Source organism: Acinetobacter sp. A1-4-2 (assembly GCF_040233925.1).
Lineage (GTDB): Bacteria > Pseudomonadota > Gammaproteobacteria > Pseudomonadales > Moraxellaceae > Acinetobacter.
The window spans coordinates 841,636-860,948 of record NZ_CP157981.1 but is presented as its reverse complement, the minus strand read 5'-3'; the positions used below and the strand labels follow the sequence as shown (position 1 = coordinate 860,948).

Genomic DNA, 19,313 nt, shown 5'->3' with positions numbered 1-19,313 from the left:
TCAGTTCTCTCCCGAGCCATGTTCGATCAAATGGCCATCACGCAACTCAAAATGACGCTGGCATTGCTGGGCCAATGTTGAATCATGAGTGACCAGCACCAGCGTGGTACCAAACTCACGATTCAGCTGAAACAACAGTTGTTCAATTTCCTTGGCGGTTTGCGCATCCAGATTACCGGTCGGTTCATCGGCAAAAATAATTTGTGGATCGCTGATTAAGGCACGGGCAATCGCTACCCTTTGCTGCTCACCACCAGACAAGACTTTGGGAGTTTGCATGGCCTGACGTTCCAGGCCGACTTTTTTCAGCAAGGCCAAAGCCTTTTTTTCCGCTGCAGCAAAGTTAAAATTTTGCTGTAAGCGTAGCGGCAACATAACATTTTCAACCGCCGTTAAGTGCGGTAGCAGCTGAAAGGACTGAAACACAAAACCGATATTTTTTAAGCGCACCAATGCACGCTGTTCTTCATTCAATTCACCAATCGATTGCCCGCATACCTGCAATGTTCCTGAACTGGCCTGATCCAGCGTGGCCAGAATACCCAGCAAGGTCGATTTACCCGAGCCGGATCTTCCGGTAATCGCTACCTGTTCACCACGATAAATATCAAAGCTTAGATTTTCAAAAATGCTGAGCTCTTTTTGGGCAAATTTGATCTTTTGGCTAAGCTGCTGTGCAGAGATAATCACTTGTGGCATGATGGAATGGTCGCTATTAACGTAGGTCATAAAATTCCTATATGCAAAATCGCAATCTGAAAACTCTTGTATGGACTTGCCTGGCCATGCTCAGTCTGGGTCTTAGCCCGGTCATGGCATCTGCGAAAACCATTATGATTGTGGGTGACAGTATTAGTGCAGGTTATGGCCTACAGGCAGGGCAAGGCTGGGTAGCATTATTACAGAAACGTCTAGACCAACAGTATCCGAAACAGCATAAAGTGGTCAATGCCAGTGTCAGCGGTGAAACCACTAGTGGTGCTGTGGCGCGTTTACCGAAATTGCTGCAAACACATAAGCCACATATTGTGGTGATTGAACTGGGCGGAAATGATGGTTTGCGCGGTCAGCCACCGCTGTTGATTCAAAAAAATCTGGCAACTTTAGTGCAGCAAAGTCAAAAGGCAAAAGCAAAAGTGATTGTTTTTGGAATGAAAATCCCGCCCAATTACGGCACAGCTTATAGCAAGGCCTTTGAGAAAAATTATAAGATTGTCAGTCAACAATATAAGGTAAAATTGTTGCCGTTCTTTTTAGAAGGGGTTGCTGGCAAAAAAGACCTGATGCAAACCGATCTGGTTCATCCCAATGCATCTGCCCAAAGCATCTTGTTGAACAATGCTTATCCCTATATAAAAGGCGCTTTATAAAGCGCCTTTTATGAATCATGCTTTTTACTTAAAAATCAAAGAAAACCACTTCACCCGTTTCAAGTGAATACTCTGCACCTACTACTTTTAATTTGCCTTGGACAATTAGATTTTCCAATACCGCAGACCCGTGACGCAACTGATTCACAGATGCAAAAACGTTGGAACGTACTGCATGTTTAGACAGTTTATCCAGATCATCTTTAAGTTCAGTCTGCATTAAAATTTCAACTGAAGGACGTACGCGGTTGACAATCGACATCAAGTTTGCTGATGGTGGAGCTGCTGGATTGGTCAAGGCATCAATGGTCGAATGAATGGCACCACAGTGGGTATGACCCAATACGATCACTACGGGGCAATGAAAGCTTTCTGCTGCAAATTCGACACTTCCCACTTGAGATGGCGCAACAATATTACCCGCGACACGAATAACAAATAAATCACCCAGCCCCTGATCAAATACCATTTCAGCCGGTACGCGGGAATCTGAACAGCCTAAAACAATCGCAAATGGGTCTTGGCTTTCGGCCATTTCTGCGCGCTGTTGGTGAGTCAAAAGCTTCAAATGGGTTGTTTCACCGTTTACAAAACGCTGGTTCCCTTTTTTTAAACGATCCAAAGCTTCTTCTGCTGTTAGCATGCTGGTCTTCCAATGTTTTAAGTTGCAATATTTTAATGCCATCAAAACCGAAAGTCACTTGCAAAAAACATAGCTCTACAGTTTATAATGACCTGAGAAAATATTTTTATTTAGCTTCAAAAAATGACCCGGTTCACATTTTTAAAGCTTTCAGGTTACCGAGTTCAAAAAACAATTCAGTGACATTTCTTTAATAATACTTACAATAAACTACAGACATTTTAAAAAAATTAAATGCTGTCTGAAATTAAATATTTTTATTCCCGATTTATAAATATTATCGTCATGAGTCTTCAAGGATGATCGTCAATGACACAGCCTGCTTCAAATTTTGCTCGATTTGTACGCAACCTCTGTTTGGTGAGTGCCTGCTGTTTTACAGGCATGGTTATGGCTCAAAACAATAAAGTGAATATAGAAAAAATAAATTTACAAAACTATCTGATCCAGGAGCGCAGTGAAGCGGGTTTAAAAGCTAAAACCATTAAAGTCGGTGAGATTAGCTGGGCCTATAATGAAGGGGGTTCACGGCAAAAACCGACCATTCTGCTCATTCATGGTTTAGCCGGAAATCGGGACAACTGGAATCGGGTGGCTCATTTTTTAACGCCTTACTATCATGTGGTGATTCCCGACTTACCTAATAATGGTGAAACCAGAACACCTGAAAATTTTGATGCTTCTGTACCCAATGTAACAGAAAACTTGCGTCGTTTTGTCGAAGCCATTGATGTCGAAGATAAGTTGAATGTGGCCGGACATTCCCTGGGTGGATCGATTGCCACTGTGTATGCATCACAATATCCGTTTGATACGCAAAGCCTGTTTTTGCTTAATAGCGCCGGTATTTATACCCAAGCCAATACCCGTTATTCTAAAGATCCACTGACCCTGAAACAGCTGATTGTGTCCAAACCTGGAGATCTGGAACAGGTGATGCATCGGGTCATGCAAAATCCACCCAGCTTACCTAAGGCTGTAAAATCTGCCCAAGAGAACTACCTGATTACTCAGGCAGCAAAGAATGGCAAACTGATTGATCAGCTGGTGGCACTAAGCCGCATTTATACGCCAGAATCCTTTGCCCGCCTTACTCGAACGGTGGAAGCACCTACCCTGATTCTTTGGGGTAAACAGGACAAGATTATTAATGTTGAAGTGGCAAATGAATTAAAATCGTTATTGAAACGCGCTGAAGCTCCTGTCATTCTTAACAATGTGGGACATATGCCAATTTTGGAAGCAGAACAGGAAGTAGCAGCACATTATTTACCTTTTCTTGCCAAAACCCAGAAGATGAAAAACCCGCTTGCGGATAAACTTATTCCATTAAATTAATTTTTTCGAGACAGTATGCAAAAACATCCGATGATTGAGCAGTTAATTGAAGCTCATCTTGACTTTTTAGAACAAGAGTTTTCACATACTGCCACGATTGAAACTGAATTCCTGAATTTTTATCAATGGTTTAGAAAACAGCCACTGCAACAGATCTGGTCCTTTGAGCAAATTAATGCACTTTTGCAAAAGCAGATTTTAGCCACGCCAGCGAGTAGCTTTTTGATTGAACAAATCGCTGAGCATCTGCGTTTTGCCTTGGTTCATCCGCTTAATAAAGATACTAAAATAGCGGATGTCATTCCGGTTTTAACCATCGACAAAATTGCCCAATATGTCGCGGGCAAAAGTGATCACCGTCAACGCTTGATTAAAAAGGTGGTCAATAATCCTGCTTTTTCCGCCATGATTACCCAGCTCATTCAGCACTCCATTCAAGACTATATGGATAATTCAGTCATGGCCAAACGGGTGCCTGGCGTGTCGCGTTTTATGAAAATGGGCAAATCGGTGTTAGAAACCGTGACCGATTCAAATCTGGATGAAACCATTGCACATTATTTGCAAAAGAATATTTTAAAACTGAGCCAAATGAGTGAGCATGTTCTGAATCAGCACTTTGATAATGAAAAGCTCTATCATTTCCAAGCCAACCTTTGGCATAAAATCAAGGATATGCCTTTAACGGTACTGAAAAATTATATTGAAGTTCAGGATCTCGGTAACACGGTGAATTTAGGCCATGAAATCTGGGATCACATCCGTCAAACGGATTACCTGAAACAGCAGGTTCATGATGGTGTCTATGCTTGGTATATCCGCAATCAGGAACGCCCTTTTGATTTATTACTGCGAGACCTGAATATTGATGAAGCCCTGATTCAACACGCATTGCAGCAGTTGCTAGCACCTGTCGTGCAAAAACTGGTTTCATCTGCCTATCTACGTGAACGTGCCAGAGCCTATTTAGAGAAATTCTATTATGCCGAAAGCGCACAGAAAATTTTAAATCTTGATGCTTAATAAGAACTATATAAATAAAAAAGTCGCATGATGTAGCTTTCTTACCCCCCATATAAAAAATAACCTCCATTCTGGAGGTTATTTTTTGAAATTATTCGGTCTTATTTGAAATAAGCACCTTCGGTGTTGCTGTGGTCGGTTTGGTCAACCACACGCATCAATTCAGGAACATGCTGTTTCAAGGTGGTTTCTACACCCTGTTTCAACGTTAAATCAATCGATGAACAGCCCTGGCAACCACCACCAAATTTCAGTACTGCAGTTAAACCGTGCTCTTCATCTTCAACCACTTCAACCAGTGCACAGTTACCACCATGTCCTGCAAGTCCCGGGTTAATTTCGGACTGAAGTACATAAGTGATACGTTCTTCTACCGATGCATCCGGACCGACACGTGGTACTTTTGAATTAGGTGCACGGAAGGTTAATTGACCGCCAAAACGGTCTTTATTGTAATCAATTACAGCATCCAGCAAATACGGAATTGACGGGGTATCAATAAATGCCGGGAAATCCGGGTAATCCTGTTTATAGTCGGTTGGCACAACTTCATCAGGTGCACTATATGCCATGCAACATTCAGCACGTGGCGTACCAGGATTTTCCACAAAAACACGCACCCCAATGCCAGGTGTGTTTTGCTTTTCTAACAAATCCTTTAAATACTCTTGAGCAGTCGGAGTAATCAATAAGTTTGGAATCTCTTCTACAACTGCAGTGCTGGTGTTCTCAGTCGACATAACAATTTTTCCTCAAGCTGAAGTGTCCATTTTAACTGAAGATGCGGGGTAATTTCATAAATTCAACTAAAATTGTCGGATTTATTGTGAAAGTTCCACTTAAGCTGCCATTTAATGGCATTATGAACGATAAATTTTGAAATGTAGAACTTGCTTTTATGTTGGATTTACCTTTTAACCATACCGTTACACTGATTCTTATTACCGTTATTATCTCGCTGATTGCGTTTTCAAACCAGAAAGTCATGAGCCGACTCATTTTCTGGCCACCCGCGATGCAGCGTGGACAATATGATCGTTTTATTACCCATGGTTTTGTGCATGCAGATGGGACTCACCTGTTATTCAACATGATTACCCTGTTCTTTTTTGGCAGCGTGATTGAAAGTTTTTATCGGCAATATATGTACGATCTAGGCTTTGTGCTGTTTTATTTGGGCGGGCTGATTGCAGCAATTATTCCAAGTTATTTAGAACATAAAAATGATCATCGCTGGGCCAGCTTGGGTGCCTCCGGGGCAGTGTCTGCTGTCCTGTTTGCCTATATTCTGTTTGAACCGTGGAAATTGATCTTTGTGTTTTTTATTCCCGTACCGGCGATTATTTTTGCCGTGCTGTATGTCGCTTATAGCATCTGGTCGGGTAAACGCGGCAATTCCAATATCAACCATAGTGCACATTTATGGGGCGCGGCTTATGGAGTAATCATGACCATCATTATTGAACCACGGCTGATTGGCCACTTTTTGAATAAATTGATGCAATTTCCTTTTTAAGGATACTGAGAAGGATAGAATCACCCTACATATATTCTTAAAAAATTGCAGGTTTGCTCAATAAGGCGTATTGCTGACATTTAACTATTTAGGAGCGCAATGCTCCTTTTTTATTGTTTATTGCTAAAAGAATATTTACATAATTTTGTCATTAAATGCTACCCCTCAAATCAATTTGGCATAGATAATGTAGACATCTGTATATTAATGCGCAAAAAAAAGAGATCTTTTGCATGTCCACTTCATTAAATGGTCTTCAATTCCCGATTAATCCCACCAGCAAAAAGGCCAGTACCTCACAAACAGGCAAAGAAATTATTGCTGAAGCCCTGTCTATAGTCGACAACAAGTCATCGATGTATGCACTTGCCGAAAAAAATTGGCGCAAGAACTATCCGATTTACTTCAAGGCCTTGGTGGAACAAGGCATTCACACCATCAACAACTCTATTACTATTGCCAAACAAGGCTTGCATAAAGCCCATCATAGCTTTGACTTTTATCGTGATGGTCAACGCTATTTATTGAAAGACATCATGAAAGATGTCGATACCGCCACCTTGTATACCATTCAGCTCAAAGGTGAAAGTGATGCTGCACCGGAATGGTATGTCCCTTATAAAGGGCAAAAATTACAAGGCCAGGCTTTACTGGATCAAATCCAGATCTGGCAAGATGCAGGCATTATCGAATGCAGCCATGCAGATGCCTTGCGTACAGCACAGGCACATCCGGAATGGTTTGATCTTTCTGACCGTACCATGGTGCTATTTGGTGCAGGGTCTGAAGCGGGTCCGCTGACCTGGCTGGCACGCTGGAAAGCCAATATTGTCGCGGTAGATTTACCCAATACCCGGGTATGGGACAGAATCCTCAACACCATTCAGCAAGGCAACGCCACACTTTATGCACCTTGCACGGAAAAACTGGCAGAAGATACCTCAAGCACAGTGCTGAAAGAAAAATTAGGTGCAGATTTGCTCACCCAAACTCCTGAAATTGCCCATTGGTTAAGCCAAAGTGAACGTCAGCTTGACCTGGCTGCCATTGCCTATCTCGATGGTGAAAAGCATGTCCGTGTTGCCATGGCCATGGACAGCATCATGGAATATGTCAGTGAGCAAAAATCGGATACCAGTTTGATGTTCATGTGCACGCCAACCGATGTCTATGCCATTCCGAAGGAAGTCGTTGAAGCATCTTATGACAAGTTCCAATGTCGTTCCAAAGTCCGGCAGCTTATGAGTAAAGGCATTTCAGCCGTTACCGCCAAGCGCTTTTTCCAGCAGAATCTACATATGCTCATTCCTTCCGACAATGGTCAGGAATATGGCATTGCGGACTGTCTGGTGGTCGAGCAAGGCCCAAACTATGCTTTGGCCAAACGGATCCAGCAGTGGCGTGCAACACTGGCGCGTCATTATGGACAACGGGTCAGTATCAATATTGCGCCGTCTACTACAACCCATTCAGTGACCAAAAATCCGTTATTGAAAGCGGCCTTCAATGGTGCAAGCCTGTTCGATGTGGAATCGTTTAGCCCTGAAACCACCAATGCTTTAATGGCTGCCTTATGGATTTATGACCTGCGTCATCCAGAGTCGGTTGCCAATCCAGAAACCCATCTGGATCATCCGCTGGAACTGATGATGAAAGGCGCCAACCATGGCGGATTGTGGCGTGTGCCTTATTTGGCCCGCACTGCTCTGCCTTTTGCCGCACTGTATGGCTTTGCCAACGAAAAATTTCCGATTAAGCGAGTGTTAGGCAAATTTAAGAAATAAGGGTAGATTTTTCTCTCTTGATGAATATTTTTATTGTCCTCTCGTTTTAGTCCATCTCCTTCTAAGATGAGAGTATCCTGAGAATATATTCTGAGTACGCAAGAGAGAAGTCATTTTTTACTGTACTAAAAGGTACATATATTAATAAAACCCTCCACCTCTTACGGAATATATTCCTCATCCCAAAGGGATGAGGAATTTCTCTCTTTTTAAAAGATGATTAGTTCTGCTCATCCAGAAAGAGTTTATTTTTTTAAAAACCAAGTATTCATTAGAAACAAAAAACGCTGCAATTGCAGCGTTTTTTGTTTCTAACAGAAGTCTTAAACGAACTGTAAGAATAGCCAGTACAAACCACCAGATAAACAGATGGTCGCTGGTAAAGTGAAGACCCATGCCGATAAAATCGTACGCACCATTTGCAAATTCAAACCTGATTTATTGGCTACCATGGTACCTGCAACTGCACTGTTCAAAACGTGTGTTGTCGATACAGGCATACCAAAACCATCTGCTGCAGCAATAGTAGTCATCGCAACAAGTTCGGCTGACATGCCTTGACCATAAGTCATATGGTTTTTACCAATACGTTCACCTACAGTGACCACAATACGTTTCCAGCCCACCATCGTACCCAGACCTAATGCCAAGGCAACAGCCACTTTCACCCAAGTTGGAATATACTGAAGGAATGAATCCAAATTTTTACGATATTCTTTAACTAACTTGCTTTGATCTTTTGACATTTCAGGAAGCTGCTCAGCTTTATCTAAACGCTTAAATGCAGTCGTGCTGAGATACATATCATTGCGGATCGCAGAAACTTCAGCCTCTGGAATAGTGTGAATATCATCATATTTGGCAACACGTTCGCCCAAATGATTTGTCAAGCTTGCTAAAGCAGGAACCACTTCAGGGTTCACTTCTTTGGTTTGAATATATTTGGTAATGACAGCACGTGCCTGAGCATCCGTAATATTTTCATGCTGCGGATAAATAGCAGTAGCCGTTTGCTGAGACAATTGCTCAAAAGACTGAATATGTGCACTGTCTAAATTCTTATTTAAAGAATAAGCCAAGGGCACACAACCAATCAAAATCAGCATAATCAAGCCCATGCCCTTTTGACCGTCATTTGAACCATGCGCGAAACTCACACCAGTACAGGTGAAAATCAAAATTGCACGAATTAAAGGTGGCGGCGGCTTGTTACCTTCAGGCGGATGAAAGAGCTCTAACTGTTTACGGAAGATTTTTTTCACCAGTAAAAACAGGACAGCAGCAAAAGCAAAACCGATCAGCGGAGAAAACAGCAGTGCTTTGCCTACTTTCATCACCTGTTCCATATCTATGCCGCTTGCGCCAGCACCTGAATGAAGCAGGTAGTTCATAATACCCACACCTAAAATCGAACCGATCAGGGTATGTGAGCTTGATGCCGGAATACCCATGAACCAGGTACCCAAATTCCAGAGAATCGCAGCAATCAGCATGGCAAAAACCATGGCAAAGCCTGCGCCAGAACCGACATTCATAATCAGTTCTACAGGTAATAAAGCAATAATGCCGTAAGCGACAGCACCACTTGCCACCATTACCCCTAGGAAGTTACAGAAGCCTGCCCACATGACAGCTACAGGTGCAGATAAGGCATTGGTATAAATAACAGTTGCGACTGCGTTGGCCGTGTCATGAAAACCATTAACAAATTCAAAGCCTAAAGCAATTAATAAAGCAGTCGCCAAAAGAATAACGGAATATAAACTTAATGCTGGCACATGCGCCAAATCGGTCGAAAGCTGAAAACCGATATACACTAAAGTTGAAATAATAACCGTGAGAAACACCGGCATAAAAAATTTCGGTGTAGCAACATGCACATTCGTCGATTTCGCTGGTGCTGATGGCACCTGATCTTGGACGGGAGGAATATTAGAATTCATGCAGACGGTTCAAAGGGATAATAAAATCCCCTTATTGTTCAATTTAATTGTGACAATTATATGACAAAGAGCTGTCATATAAAGCAGTTTTTCATACTTTATTTACTGTTATGCACTCACCAAAACCTATCAAATTATTTCACTTTAATAAAATAAATCAATTGGTTAGAATACATAATTCACTGTTATTTATTTTGAAAATCAATGTTTCAGCTTATCTGATATAAATTCATATTTATTGTCATATTTGCTCCTGCCTATTGCCCATTTTCCATCATGCCTGATTAATATGACAAATTCGTTAAGCATTCCAAGCATTTATATTAGGATCTGTTGACAATTCGTCTATGTTTGCGACTACGAGTATTTTTTAGAGGATACGAGGCGTGAAATACGGAATTTAGTCATTCTAAATGCGCGTAGTTCACAATGACGTAGCATCAAAAAATACTCTAGTTCCCAGCTGCGCCTTGCGCTGCAAACAAAGCAGTGCTTTGTTCTGGCTCAGGTTGTGGCTAAAATTATCTCAGACTTCGTCATGAAATTTAAAAATGGAACCACCATTCTTTGCATTTCATTCCTTGTCTGCTCAATTTTAGCCTACAACGCAAGCCATTTATGAAATGTCAACAGACCCTCATTATACTTGGCAACAAATATGTCTAATTATTCAACAACCTAATATATAGTGCGTGCCCCTGGCCTGCGAATATCAATAAAACTGGATTGAATTCTGTTAATATATTTGCCGATTTTATATTCCACCGGATTGGGGTTATTTATGTCCACGCTTGCCACCCTAAAAGAGCTGCTCGCTCAACGGATTCTGATTATCGACGGTGCGATGGGCACCATGATTCAGCGTCACAAACTCGAAGAAGCTGACTACCGTGGTGAGCGTTTTGCTGACTGGGCATCTGACCTGAAAGGCAACAATGACCTTTTGGTGTTGACCCAGCCGCACATTATCCAGGGTATTCACGAAGCTTATCTGGAAGCGGGTGCCGACATTATTGAAACCAACAGTTTCAACGGTACACGTGTTTCTATGTCGGATTACCACATGGAAGATCTGGTTCCGGAAATTAACCGTGAAGCGGCACGTATTGCCAAAGAAGCCTGCCAAAAATATTCAACCCCAGACAAACCGCGTTTTGTTGCCGGTGTACTTGGGCCGACATCGCGTACCTGTTCGATTTCACCGAATGTAAATGACCCTGCTTTCCGTAACATCACCTTTGATGAATTAAAAGAAAACTATATCGAAGCGGCGCATGCGCTGATTGAAGGCGGTGCAGATATTCTGCTGATTGAAACCGTATTCGATACCTTGAACTGTAAAGCGGCGATCTTTGCAGTAAAAGAAGTCTTTAACCAGATTGGCTATGAATTGCCATTGATGATTTCAGGAACGATTACCGATGCTTCAGGCCGTACATTAACAGGCCAAACCGCAGAAGCGTTCTGGAACTCGGTTCGTCACGGTGACTTGTTATCAATTGGCTTTAACTGTGCTCTTGGTGCAGATGCCATGCGTCCACACGTAAAAACGGTGTCTGACGTTGCCGATGTATTCGTATCTGCCCATCCAAACGCAGGCTTGCCAAATGCCTTCGGTGGTTATGATGAGACTCCGGAACAAACTGCTGCCTTCCTGAAAGAATTTGCCGAAAGCGGTTTAATCAACATTACTGGCGGTTGCTGTGGTACCACACCGGATCATATCCGCGCCATTGCCAATGCGGTAAAAGACATCAAGCCACGTCAGGTTCCTGAAACCAAACCAGCTTGCCGTTTAAGCGGTTTAGAACCATTTAACATCACAGAAGAATCCTTATTCGTCAACGTCGGTGAACGTACCAACGTCACCGGTTCGAAAAAATTCCTGCGTTTGATTCGTGAAGAAAACTTTGCTGAAGCATTAGAAGTCGCACAGCAGCAGGTTGAAGCCGGTGCGCAAATCATCGACATCAACATGGATGAAGGCATGCTCGATTCACAGGGTGCAATGGTGCACTTCCTGAATCTGGTCGCCTCTGAACCGGAAATTTCACGTGTACCCATCATGATTGACTCATCTAAATGGGAAATCATTGAAGCGGGCTTGAAATGCGTACAAGGCAAACCGGTCGTCAACTCGATTTCCCTGAAAGAAGGTTATGACGAGTTTGTCCATAAAGCACGCCTTTGCCGTCAGTACGGTGCAGCCGTGATCGTGATGGCTTTTGACGAAGATGGTCAGGCCGATACTGCCGCACGTAAACGTGAAATCTGTAAGCGTTCATACGATGTTTTGGTCAATGAAGTCGGCTTCCCGGCTGAAGACATCATCTTTGACCCGAACGTGTTTGCTGTGGCAACTGGTATTGAAGAACACAATAACTATGCGGTGGACTTTATTGAAGCGACCGGCTGGATTAAACAGAACCTTCCGCATGCCATGATTTCCGGTGGCGTGTCCAACGTATCGTTCTCATTCCGTGGTAACGAGCCTGTTCGTGAAGCCATTCACTCGGTATTCCTTTACCATGCCATCAAGCAAGGCATGACCATGGGGATCGTAAACGCTGGTCAAATGGCAATTTACGATGACATCCCTGCCGAATTGAAAGCTGCGGTTGAAGATGTGATCCTGAACCAGAACCAGGGTGAAAGCGGTCAGGAAGCGACTGAAAAATTGCTTGAAGTGGCTGAACAATATCGCGGTCAGGCCGGTGCACAAAAAGCCGTTGAAAACCTTGAATGGCGTAACGAGTCAGTTGAAAAACGCCTTGAATATGCTTTGGTCAAAGGTATTACCACCTTTATTGATGAAGATACCGAAGAAGCGCGTTTAAAATCAAAACGTCCGCTGGATGTGATTGAAGGTCCACTGATGGACGGCATGAACGTGGTCGGCGATCTGTTCGGTTCAGGCAAAATGTTCCTGCCGCAAGTAGTGAAATCTGCCCGCGTGATGAAACAAGCCGTAGCTTGGCTGAATCCGTACATCGAAGCAGAAAAATCAGGCGGTGAGTCTAAAGGTAAAGTGTTGATGGCGACCGTAAAAGGCGATGTGCACGATATCGGCAAGAACATTGTTGGCGTGGTATTGGGCTGTAACGGTTATGACATCATCGACCTTGGCGTGATGGTACCGTGCGAGAAGATTCTGCAAACGGCTATTGACGAGAAGGTTGATATCATCGGTCTTTCTGGCCTGATTACCCCGTCTTTGGATGAAATGGTCTTCGTTGCCAAAGAAATGCAGCGTAAAGGCTTTAATGTACCGCTGATGATTGGCGGTGCAACCACATCGAAAGCGCATACTGCGGTGAAAATTGATCCGCAATATTCAAATGATGCAGTGATTTACGTTGCCGATGCATCTCGTGCGGTGGGTGTAGCAACCACCCTGCTATCTAAAGAGATGAAACCTGCCTTTGTGGCAGAAACCCGTGCTGAATATGAAAAAGTGCGTGAACGTATTGCCAACAAACAGCCGAAAGCAGCCAAACTGTCTTATGCAGAATCGGTGGAAAATGGCTTGAAAATTGACTTTGCAGCCCATACACCTGTGAAACCAAACTTCATTGGTACGCAAACACTGACCAATTATCCTCTGGAAACTTTGGTTAAATACTTTGACTGGACACCATTCTTTATTTCCTGGAGCTTGGCAGGTAAGTTCCCTGCCATCCTGAAAGATGAAGTGGTGGGTGAAGCAGCGACTGACTTGTATGAACAAGCGCAGAAAATGCTGAAAGACATCATCGACAATAAACGTTTTGATGCACGTGCTGTGTTTGGTATTTACCCTGCCAACCGTTCAGCTGCTGATTCGGTTGAAGTGTATAGCGAAGATGGTCAATCGGTAACACATACTTTCCATCACATTCGTCAGCAGTCTGACAAAGTGACTGGCAAGCCGAACTTGTCATTGGCTGACTTTGTTGCGCCTAAAGGCGTGGCGGAAGATTACTTGGGCGGTTTCACTGTATCGATCTTCGGTGCCGAAGAAATGGCGAACGAGTACAAAGCCAAAGGCGATGATTACTCTGCGATTCTAGTTCAATCTTTAGGTGACCGTTTTGCTGAAGCTTTTGCGGAACATTTGCACGAGCGTATTCGTAAAGAGTTCTGGGGTAACCAAGCATCTGAATCTTTAAGCAATGAAGAGTTGATTAAAGAAAAGTATGTCGGTATCCGCCCAGCACCGGGCTACCCTGCATGCCCTGAACACTCTGAAAAAGCGCCATTGTTTGACTGGTTGGGTTCTACTGACAAAATTGGTACATTCTTAACTTCAAGTTTTGCAATGTGGCCACCTTCATCAGTGAGCGGTTTCTACTATGCGAACCCTGAGTCGCAATACTTTAACGTGGGTAAAATCGCAGGCGATCAGCTTGAGGATTATGCGAAACGTAAAGGCTGGACTTTGGATGAGGCAAAACGCTGGTTAGCGCCGAATTTGGATGATTCAGTTCAGTAATTAGTTTAAAGTCAATAAAAATCCCCTCTAGTGAGGGGATTTTTTTGTTTTATATTTACTCATTTTTTTCAGAATTATACATAATATCTTTTTTATCGGATCTAAAAGGATTATCAGATACCCTTACTTGTGGGAGTTTACCTTTAGCATCAACTATCTTCTTAATAAGATGCGTATGGTTTAGTCGACTTTTTTGCCCCAAATATATGTTTTTTAAATATTTATTACAATCCAGTTTATACTCAATAAAGCTTTTATTAGCTTTAATATCAAACATTACTTCAGAGTTCGAAATGTCCTCAACTTTCATCACTCTACACTCTTGTTCCTCTTGGAATGCAAAATGCTTCATCAAGAAATGTAGGGGTTTTAAAATATTATTAATAATTTTAATTATTTCTATGTTTTTCTCATTGTAAATATCATCTAAAATATTTTTAATATTATTAAAATATATATTTATATCATGCTCAATATTATTAATTTTCTTATAGTATTTATTCCATTTTCTTTCTGCTGTTCTTTTATCCTTAAACTCCTGATAAAAAGTAAATCTATTCCTTCTAGCTATTTCAAAAAATCCCGTAAATGGATCTAAGTAAATACATCTAAATAATGGTAACTTATCATAAATATCATTTTCAGTTCTAATAGAATCAAAGCCATTTGAAAAGAAATTCATATCAAAAACTAAACTCATGCCGGAACACTCTACACTTTCAGTATTCCCATATAATCTAAACTGATTGAGCGAATTATGATTAAATGTAAAACATGATAAAAAAGTATTTATATGCGGATTATCATCAAATCCACTTTTTAAATTTAAAAACTCGCCTAATATCTTTCCTTCCTTAGGATCATTCATAAAATCTATTGAATTCAATCTAATCATAGTTGAATTAGTTGCTAATTTTGTTCCTATATCTAGTGTGGTGTAATGGGCAACTTTTCGCTCTAATTGATCATTTCGTACAACCAATTTACTTAAAGTTAAAATCAATAAAATTTGTAATTTTAAAATTTCTATTTTTTCACTTTCACTAATATTAATATTGTGTTTGAGATCTAAATTTAGAGCTTCATCGGAAAGTACAAGCGTAGTTAAAAAGACATCAAAATTGAAAAGATCATTAACTAATTTAGCAGGTAATTCGAAAGTCTTTTCATAGTTTTTCAAAATGATTACTTTATAAAAAATTTTCAAAAAAATATTATTAGACTCTACAACTTCTTTATTTATCTCTTGAAAAACCTTTTTATTTATTTCTTTTGATTCAATTTGAGTTACAGAATATATAAGAATTGAAAAAAGGCGTAAATTCTCAAAAAACCTTTGTTCATTAGTAATTTTTTTAATTTTTCTTTCAAAAATCTCTTTCTTCAAATTTTTACTAGTACACTTTTCATCAATCGCATAATCCTGATATTCGTTCTCTAATCTAATAAGGTTTGATTTAATTTCATTAATTATCTCAACACTTTTTTGATCTAAATCAAGAAATCCCCTTTCAAAAAAATCCTCTCCCATAAAGCTACTTTTATTTTGTTTTTTATTATAAATTCTGTCAAATTCATATAAGTACATAAAAAAAAGTGAACTTAGCTCTAAATACTTCTCTTTCATTTATAAAAATCTTTTTAATGTTACTAACTTATTTAAAGTATATACAAAAAAATCAATAAGTAATCTGCTCTTAATTAGAAATAATCTCTATGAGTTCCATATCTACAACTTTGATAACCCCATTCCACTACATTATTCAACTGCCCTATCACCTGCCCATTATCAAATCTCAATACTATTAATCCCAACTGTGCCAAAACTTCACCTCTCAGTCGATCTACTTCTAATGCTTCATTGGTAAAGTGCTGACTGCCATCACACTCAATCACTAAATTTGCAGTAGGACAGTAAAAATTGCCCTCCCCCCAACCCTCTCCCACGGGGAGAGGGAGCGTCATCCGATTGAATAATTACTTGGCTTTCATAATAAGATTCCCTCTCCTTTTAGGAGAGGGTTAGGGAGAGGTGCCTTGAAAATAATCCTTTCCCCATAAAAGAATCGAATATATTCAGTTCTTTCTTCAGACCAAACCGGGTGCAGGTATTCTTTCAACAAGATTTCAGCTTTATCTCCACCACATTCAAATAATGCCTCATCGCCCTTAAAAAAACGAAGTACGCAAACAACCGAGAAACAGAACCTTAAACAGCAGGCTTTAAGTTTAACTCTAAATAATTCCGCACCTGATTGCGCCCCTTCTGTTTAGCCAGATATAAGGCCCGGTCTGCCATACGAATGATGTATTCTTTTTTGGCATTTTCCTGAGAAAGGGCTACCCCAAAACTGGCACTGGTTTTTAAAATTTTCCCGGTTTCCAGCTCAAATTCTTCCTGTTCAATAATTTTGCGACAACGTTCTGCAATCTCGATTGCCTGCTGCAAATTTTGATCTTTTAAAATCAGGATAAACTCTTCACCACCAAAACGCCCCACCACATCCTGTATTCGCGTTGTGGTACATAAAATGGTGGCTACACGCTGCAAAACAGCATCTCCGGTTTCATGACCATAATCATCATTAATTTTTTTAAAATAGTCCAAATCCAGCAACACCACGGCGTAAGTCGCTTTTTTCTTGCTTTCCAAGGTGCTGAGCTGTTCCCCAATATAACGACGATTAAATACATTGGTCAGCGCATCGGTCTGGCTCATTTTCTTAATCTTCATTTCACGACGACGCCACTGCGAGAGCAAAATTTCAAAAAATAAAATTGAAGTGAGCAAGATAGGGAGATAGACCTCAGCCATACTTTTGATCCAGAACGGATTATGATAAAACTCGCTATGCGTCAGGGTATCACTGAACACAGGTGCATAGCGAATGTCCCCATTAAAAGTTAAATAGCTGATAATAACAGTAAAAATAGAAGCAAAAAGGGCGATGCCATAGATCATTTTACGTGAATAATAGACCAGGCCAATCAGCACAATATTGACAAAACCGGCAATGGTTGCAGGACTAAACATACCCACGGTATAGCCTGCATAAATCATCACGGCACCAAAAAACACCGGTGAAAAATAGGCAATGAATTGACGGAATTTTGCATTGTGTTTATATCTGTGACTAAGCACAATCATGCCGATAAAAACAATTAAGGTGGCGACTACCGTACTAATACGGACGAAAAAAAAGTCATGATTAATCCAGACCCGATTTTCTTCTGAATAGCAACTAAACAGATACCATTTAATCGCGCTGACTTGGCAAAACGCTCCAAAAAAGCAGAGCAATATGCCCTTGTCAAAATTGGACCAGTTAATAATTAAATTATCGGATTCAAATAAATGAAACTTGGCTCTGCCCCAGGAATGAAAAGTCAGCCTGAATATTTTTCTAAAAAATTTCATGTTCGTTATTGTATCTTTATAATTTATAGATTTTTTATTAGCTCAAAATTATACCAAAAGTACAAAAAACAAACAATATATGCTTATATCCTGTCGATAAACAGCACTCCATCCAAATGGTCCACTTCATGTTGCACAATTCGGGCAGGAAAACCACTCAAGGTCGTTTCTACCACTGTACCCTCTAAAGTGCAATAACGCAGCTTAATGCTTTCAGCACGAGCGACTTGCTCACGTTCATCCGGTACACTTAAACAGCCCTCTTCGCCCCAAACCGTCAACTCAGATTTTTCTAGAATTTCAGGATTTACCATCACCAGCGCATCCATTTCAGGTGCATCGGGATAACGCGGGTTCGGACGTGAAGCCACAATAATGACCCGTTTTGACACATAGACCTGAGGGGCTGCAATCCCTACCCCGTTGCGTGCCAACATGGTGGCATGCATGGCTTCTGCAAGTTCTTTTAGCCAAGGACTATTCAACTCAGTCTTTGCCACTTCTGCCGCTGTTAACGTCAAAATGCTTTCACCACGCTGTGCCACAGGTAAAATGGTGCTCATCTATTTTTTCCTTACCCAGCGATAACGCCAGAATCACTATCTTTTTCAATTCAAAATTCTATAGAAATATTAACCCCAAAATGTGCTGGGTGATATTCAGTTTTAAACTTTCTATTGCACATTTATGAATGATTTATGCTGTTCGAAATGCTCAAACTTTTAAGCCCCTTTTAATTTTTCCTGATTATTATTTGCCAAATTTCTTTATCAATAAAAAATATGACAACTGCCCAACTCCTGCTCGGTGTGCTTTTTAGTTCTATAGGCTTAGGCTATTTTTTGTATGGGAAAAAGCAAAAAGCGGTCATGCCCTGGATCTGTGGCTTGGTTCTGATGATTTTCCCTTATTTTATAGAAAGTACTGGTCTATTGACCACAATCGGTGTTGTTCTATCTATTGCCCCCTATTTTATCCGGCTTTAATGAGCGATAAATCATGTTTATTTACAAAATGAAAATGCCGTGAGTTTTGAGCGTCCCGATGCGTTTAATATATAAAGACAGCTATCATCATGCAAAGGCTTGATTCGTATTATTACAAGATGATTGGCAGACTGCGTGAGAACATGAAAAGTGATTTTATTGAGTTATCTGGTTAAAGATTAAGTACAAAAAAGCCCTTCAGTTGAAGGGCTTTTTATGGATTAAGCGACTAAACTTTTCTTTAACTCATCTTCAACGATCTGGATTTCCAGCTGGCTGAATTTACGAATTTCTGTTTCGGCATGTTTTTCCAGCATAGCTGAAATCAAAGGGACTTTTACTTTGACATGCCAATTCAGACTAATGTGAATTTTCTGCTCATCTCCTGTTACCAGACGTTCGCAATTCGCTTCTAAAGGCATATTTGCGCCCAAGGTAATATTTGAAGTTAATGCAGCTAAATCGGTAACATCAGTACGTTTGACTCGAAATGCATCTTTAAGGAATTTTTTCGCTATGTCTGGAATGTTGACATCCAGATTATAGGCACGGCGTAAAGTGTAAATATCACCGCTTGTTTTCGATTCAATAATTTCCAGTTTTTCCCCGGGAATACGTCGGCATACTGCCTCGTGTAAGGCTGTATTTGCTACAAGTCGTTTGAACTGATCGATTGAAACACCCTGAATTGTAGAATTCACAGTAAAACGATGTGCCATATTTTCTAATCCTTTGTTTTTCTAGTGGTTGTTTTAAATTTTTCTAAACCATTCGATCATCACTGATCTAGCCTATTTTTATAGCTCTTTATTTAATTAAAT

15 protein-coding genes and 1 pseudogene are annotated in these 19,313 nt (G+C 40.8%); 7 read left to right on the top strand and 9 right to left on the bottom strand.

What is annotated here, in order from left to right:
- Positions 1-729, bottom strand: a complete 729-nt coding sequence (locus tag ABJ384_RS04160; RefSeq protein WP_349929022.1) for an ABC transporter ATP-binding protein — start codon at positions 727-729, stop codon at positions 1-3.
- A gap of 11 nt (positions 730-740) precedes the next feature.
- Here ABJ384_RS04160 and ABJ384_RS04155 point away from each other — a divergent pair, with 11 nt between their 5' ends.
- Positions 741-1,370, top strand: coding sequence for an arylesterase (locus ABJ384_RS04155; RefSeq protein WP_349929020.1), 630 nt, complete (start codon positions 741-743; stop codon positions 1,368-1,370).
- Between the two features lie 28 nt (positions 1,371-1,398).
- Here ABJ384_RS04155 and ABJ384_RS04150 read toward each other — a convergent pair whose 3' ends face one another.
- Positions 1,399-2,013 carry a carbonic anhydrase gene (locus ABJ384_RS04150; protein ID WP_086195941.1) on the bottom strand — a complete coding sequence of 205 codons (615 nt, stop codon included), beginning with the start codon at positions 2,011-2,013 and terminating at the stop codon, positions 1,399-1,401.
- 384 nt (positions 2,014-2,397) lie between these two features.
- On the opposite strand from ABJ384_RS04150, the gene ABJ384_RS04145 reads away from it, so the two are divergent.
- Positions 2,398-3,351 carry an alpha/beta hydrolase gene (locus tag ABJ384_RS04145; RefSeq protein WP_349929706.1) on the top strand — a complete coding sequence of 318 codons (954 nt, stop codon included), beginning with the start codon at positions 2,398-2,400 and terminating at the stop codon, positions 3,349-3,351.
- Between the two features lie 15 nt (positions 3,352-3,366).
- Positions 3,367-4,374, top strand: a complete 1,008-nt coding sequence (locus ABJ384_RS04140; RefSeq protein ID WP_349929018.1) for a hypothetical protein — start codon at positions 3,367-3,369, stop codon at positions 4,372-4,374.
- Positions 4,375-4,475: 101 nt separating this feature from the next.
- Here the strand turns inward: ABJ384_RS04140 and nfuA are convergent, their stop codons facing one another.
- Positions 4,476-5,114, bottom strand: a complete 639-nt coding sequence (gene nfuA / locus ABJ384_RS04135) for a Fe-S biogenesis protein NfuA (RefSeq protein ID WP_086195944.1) — start codon at positions 5,112-5,114, stop codon at positions 4,476-4,478.
- 158 nt (positions 5,115-5,272) lie between these two features.
- On the opposite strand from nfuA, the gene ABJ384_RS04130 reads away from it, so the two are divergent.
- Complete coding sequence (locus ABJ384_RS04130) at positions 5,273-5,890, top strand: rhomboid family intramembrane serine protease (RefSeq protein WP_086195945.1); 618 nt, start codon at positions 5,273-5,275, stop codon at positions 5,888-5,890.
- A gap of 233 nt (positions 5,891-6,123) precedes the next feature.
- Positions 6,124-7,674, top strand: coding sequence for a hypothetical protein (locus tag ABJ384_RS04125; protein ID WP_349929016.1), 1,551 nt, complete (start codon positions 6,124-6,126; stop codon positions 7,672-7,674).
- 323 nt (positions 7,675-7,997) lie between these two features.
- Here the strand turns inward: ABJ384_RS04125 and ABJ384_RS04120 are convergent, their stop codons facing one another.
- Positions 7,998-9,617 (bottom strand): inorganic phosphate transporter, encoded by a 1,620-nt coding sequence (locus tag ABJ384_RS04120; RefSeq protein WP_349929014.1) that lies wholly within the window; start codon positions 9,615-9,617, stop codon positions 7,998-8,000.
- A 781-nt stretch (positions 9,618-10,398) separates the two neighbouring features.
- Here ABJ384_RS04120 and metH point away from each other — a divergent pair.
- The gene (gene metH / locus ABJ384_RS04115) at positions 10,399-14,088 is read left to right on the top strand and encodes a methionine synthase (RefSeq protein ID WP_349929012.1); all 3,690 of its coding nucleotides are present in this window, start codon (positions 10,399-10,401) and stop codon (positions 14,086-14,088) included.
- 55 nt (positions 14,089-14,143) lie between these two features.
- Here metH and ABJ384_RS04110 read toward each other — a convergent pair whose 3' ends face one another.
- From ABJ384_RS04110 to def, 4 genes and pseudogenes are all read right to left on the bottom strand, one after another.
- Entirely contained in the window at positions 14,144-15,715 is a 1,572-nt protein-coding gene (locus ABJ384_RS04110) for a DUF2971 domain-containing protein (protein WP_349929010.1), read from the bottom strand.
- A gap of 74 nt (positions 15,716-15,789) precedes the next feature.
- Positions 15,790-16,011: pseudogene (locus ABJ384_RS04105) on the bottom strand (DUF559 domain-containing protein); the annotation flags it as partial.
- Between the two features lie 286 nt (positions 16,012-16,297).
- Positions 16,298-17,230 carry a GGDEF domain-containing protein gene (locus ABJ384_RS04100; protein ID WP_349929008.1) on the bottom strand — a complete coding sequence of 311 codons (933 nt, stop codon included), beginning with the start codon at positions 17,228-17,230 and terminating at the stop codon, positions 16,298-16,300.
- Positions 17,231-17,589: 359 nt separating this feature from the next.
- Entirely contained in the window at positions 17,590-18,069 is a 480-nt protein-coding gene (gene def, locus ABJ384_RS04095; protein WP_349929006.1) for a peptide deformylase, read from the bottom strand.
- Positions 18,070-18,288: 219 nt separating this feature from the next.
- Here def and ABJ384_RS04090 point away from each other — a divergent pair, with 219 nt between their 5' ends.
- Positions 18,289-18,492, top strand: coding sequence for an amino acid transport protein (locus ABJ384_RS04090; protein WP_166167563.1), 204 nt, complete (start codon positions 18,289-18,291; stop codon positions 18,490-18,492).
- A 221-nt stretch (positions 18,493-18,713) separates the two neighbouring features.
- Here ABJ384_RS04090 and ABJ384_RS04085 read toward each other — a convergent pair whose 3' ends face one another.
- Positions 18,714-19,211, bottom strand: coding sequence for a DUF2505 family protein (locus tag ABJ384_RS04085; protein WP_180082114.1), 498 nt, complete (start codon positions 19,209-19,211; stop codon positions 18,714-18,716).
- Positions 19,212-19,313 lie beyond the last annotated feature (102 nt).

Coding starts and splice junctions, on each gene's coding strand:
- ABJ384_RS04140 (WP_349929018.1), top strand. CDS start 3,367: ATGCAAAAACATCCGATGATTGAGCAGTTAATTGAAGCTCATCTTGAC.
- ABJ384_RS04160 (WP_349929022.1), bottom strand. CDS start 729: ATGACCTACGTTAATAGCGACCATTCCATCATGCCACAAGTGATTATC.
- ABJ384_RS04090 (WP_166167563.1), top strand. CDS start 18,289: ATGACAACTGCCCAACTCCTGCTCGGTGTGCTTTTTAGTTCTATAGGC.
- ABJ384_RS04150 (WP_086195941.1), bottom strand. CDS start 2,013: ATGCTAACAGCAGAAGAAGCTTTGGATCGTTTAAAAAAAGGGAACCAG.
- ABJ384_RS04125 (WP_349929016.1), top strand. CDS start 6,124: ATGTCCACTTCATTAAATGGTCTTCAATTCCCGATTAATCCCACCAGC.
- ABJ384_RS04130 (WP_086195945.1), top strand. CDS start 5,273: ATGTTGGATTTACCTTTTAACCATACCGTTACACTGATTCTTATTACC.
- ABJ384_RS04120 (WP_349929014.1), bottom strand. CDS start 9,617: ATGAATTCTAATATTCCTCCCGTCCAAGATCAGGTGCCATCAGCACCA.
- ABJ384_RS04145 (WP_349929706.1), top strand. CDS start 2,398: ATGGTTATGGCTCAAAACAATAAAGTGAATATAGAAAAAATAAATTTA.
- metH (WP_349929012.1), top strand. CDS start 10,399: ATGTCCACGCTTGCCACCCTAAAAGAGCTGCTCGCTCAACGGATTCTG.
- ABJ384_RS04110 (WP_349929010.1), bottom strand. CDS start 15,715: ATGAAAGAGAAGTATTTAGAGCTAAGTTCACTTTTTTTTATGTACTTA.
- ABJ384_RS04155 (WP_349929020.1), top strand. CDS start 741: ATGCAAAATCGCAATCTGAAAACTCTTGTATGGACTTGCCTGGCCATG.
- ABJ384_RS04085 (WP_180082114.1), bottom strand. CDS start 19,211: ATGGCACATCGTTTTACTGTGAATTCTACAATTCAGGGTGTTTCAATC.
- def (WP_349929006.1), bottom strand. CDS start 18,069: ATGAGCACCATTTTACCTGTGGCACAGCGTGGTGAAAGCATTTTGACG.
- nfuA (WP_086195944.1), bottom strand. CDS start 5,114: ATGTCGACTGAGAACACCAGCACTGCAGTTGTAGAAGAGATTCCAAAC.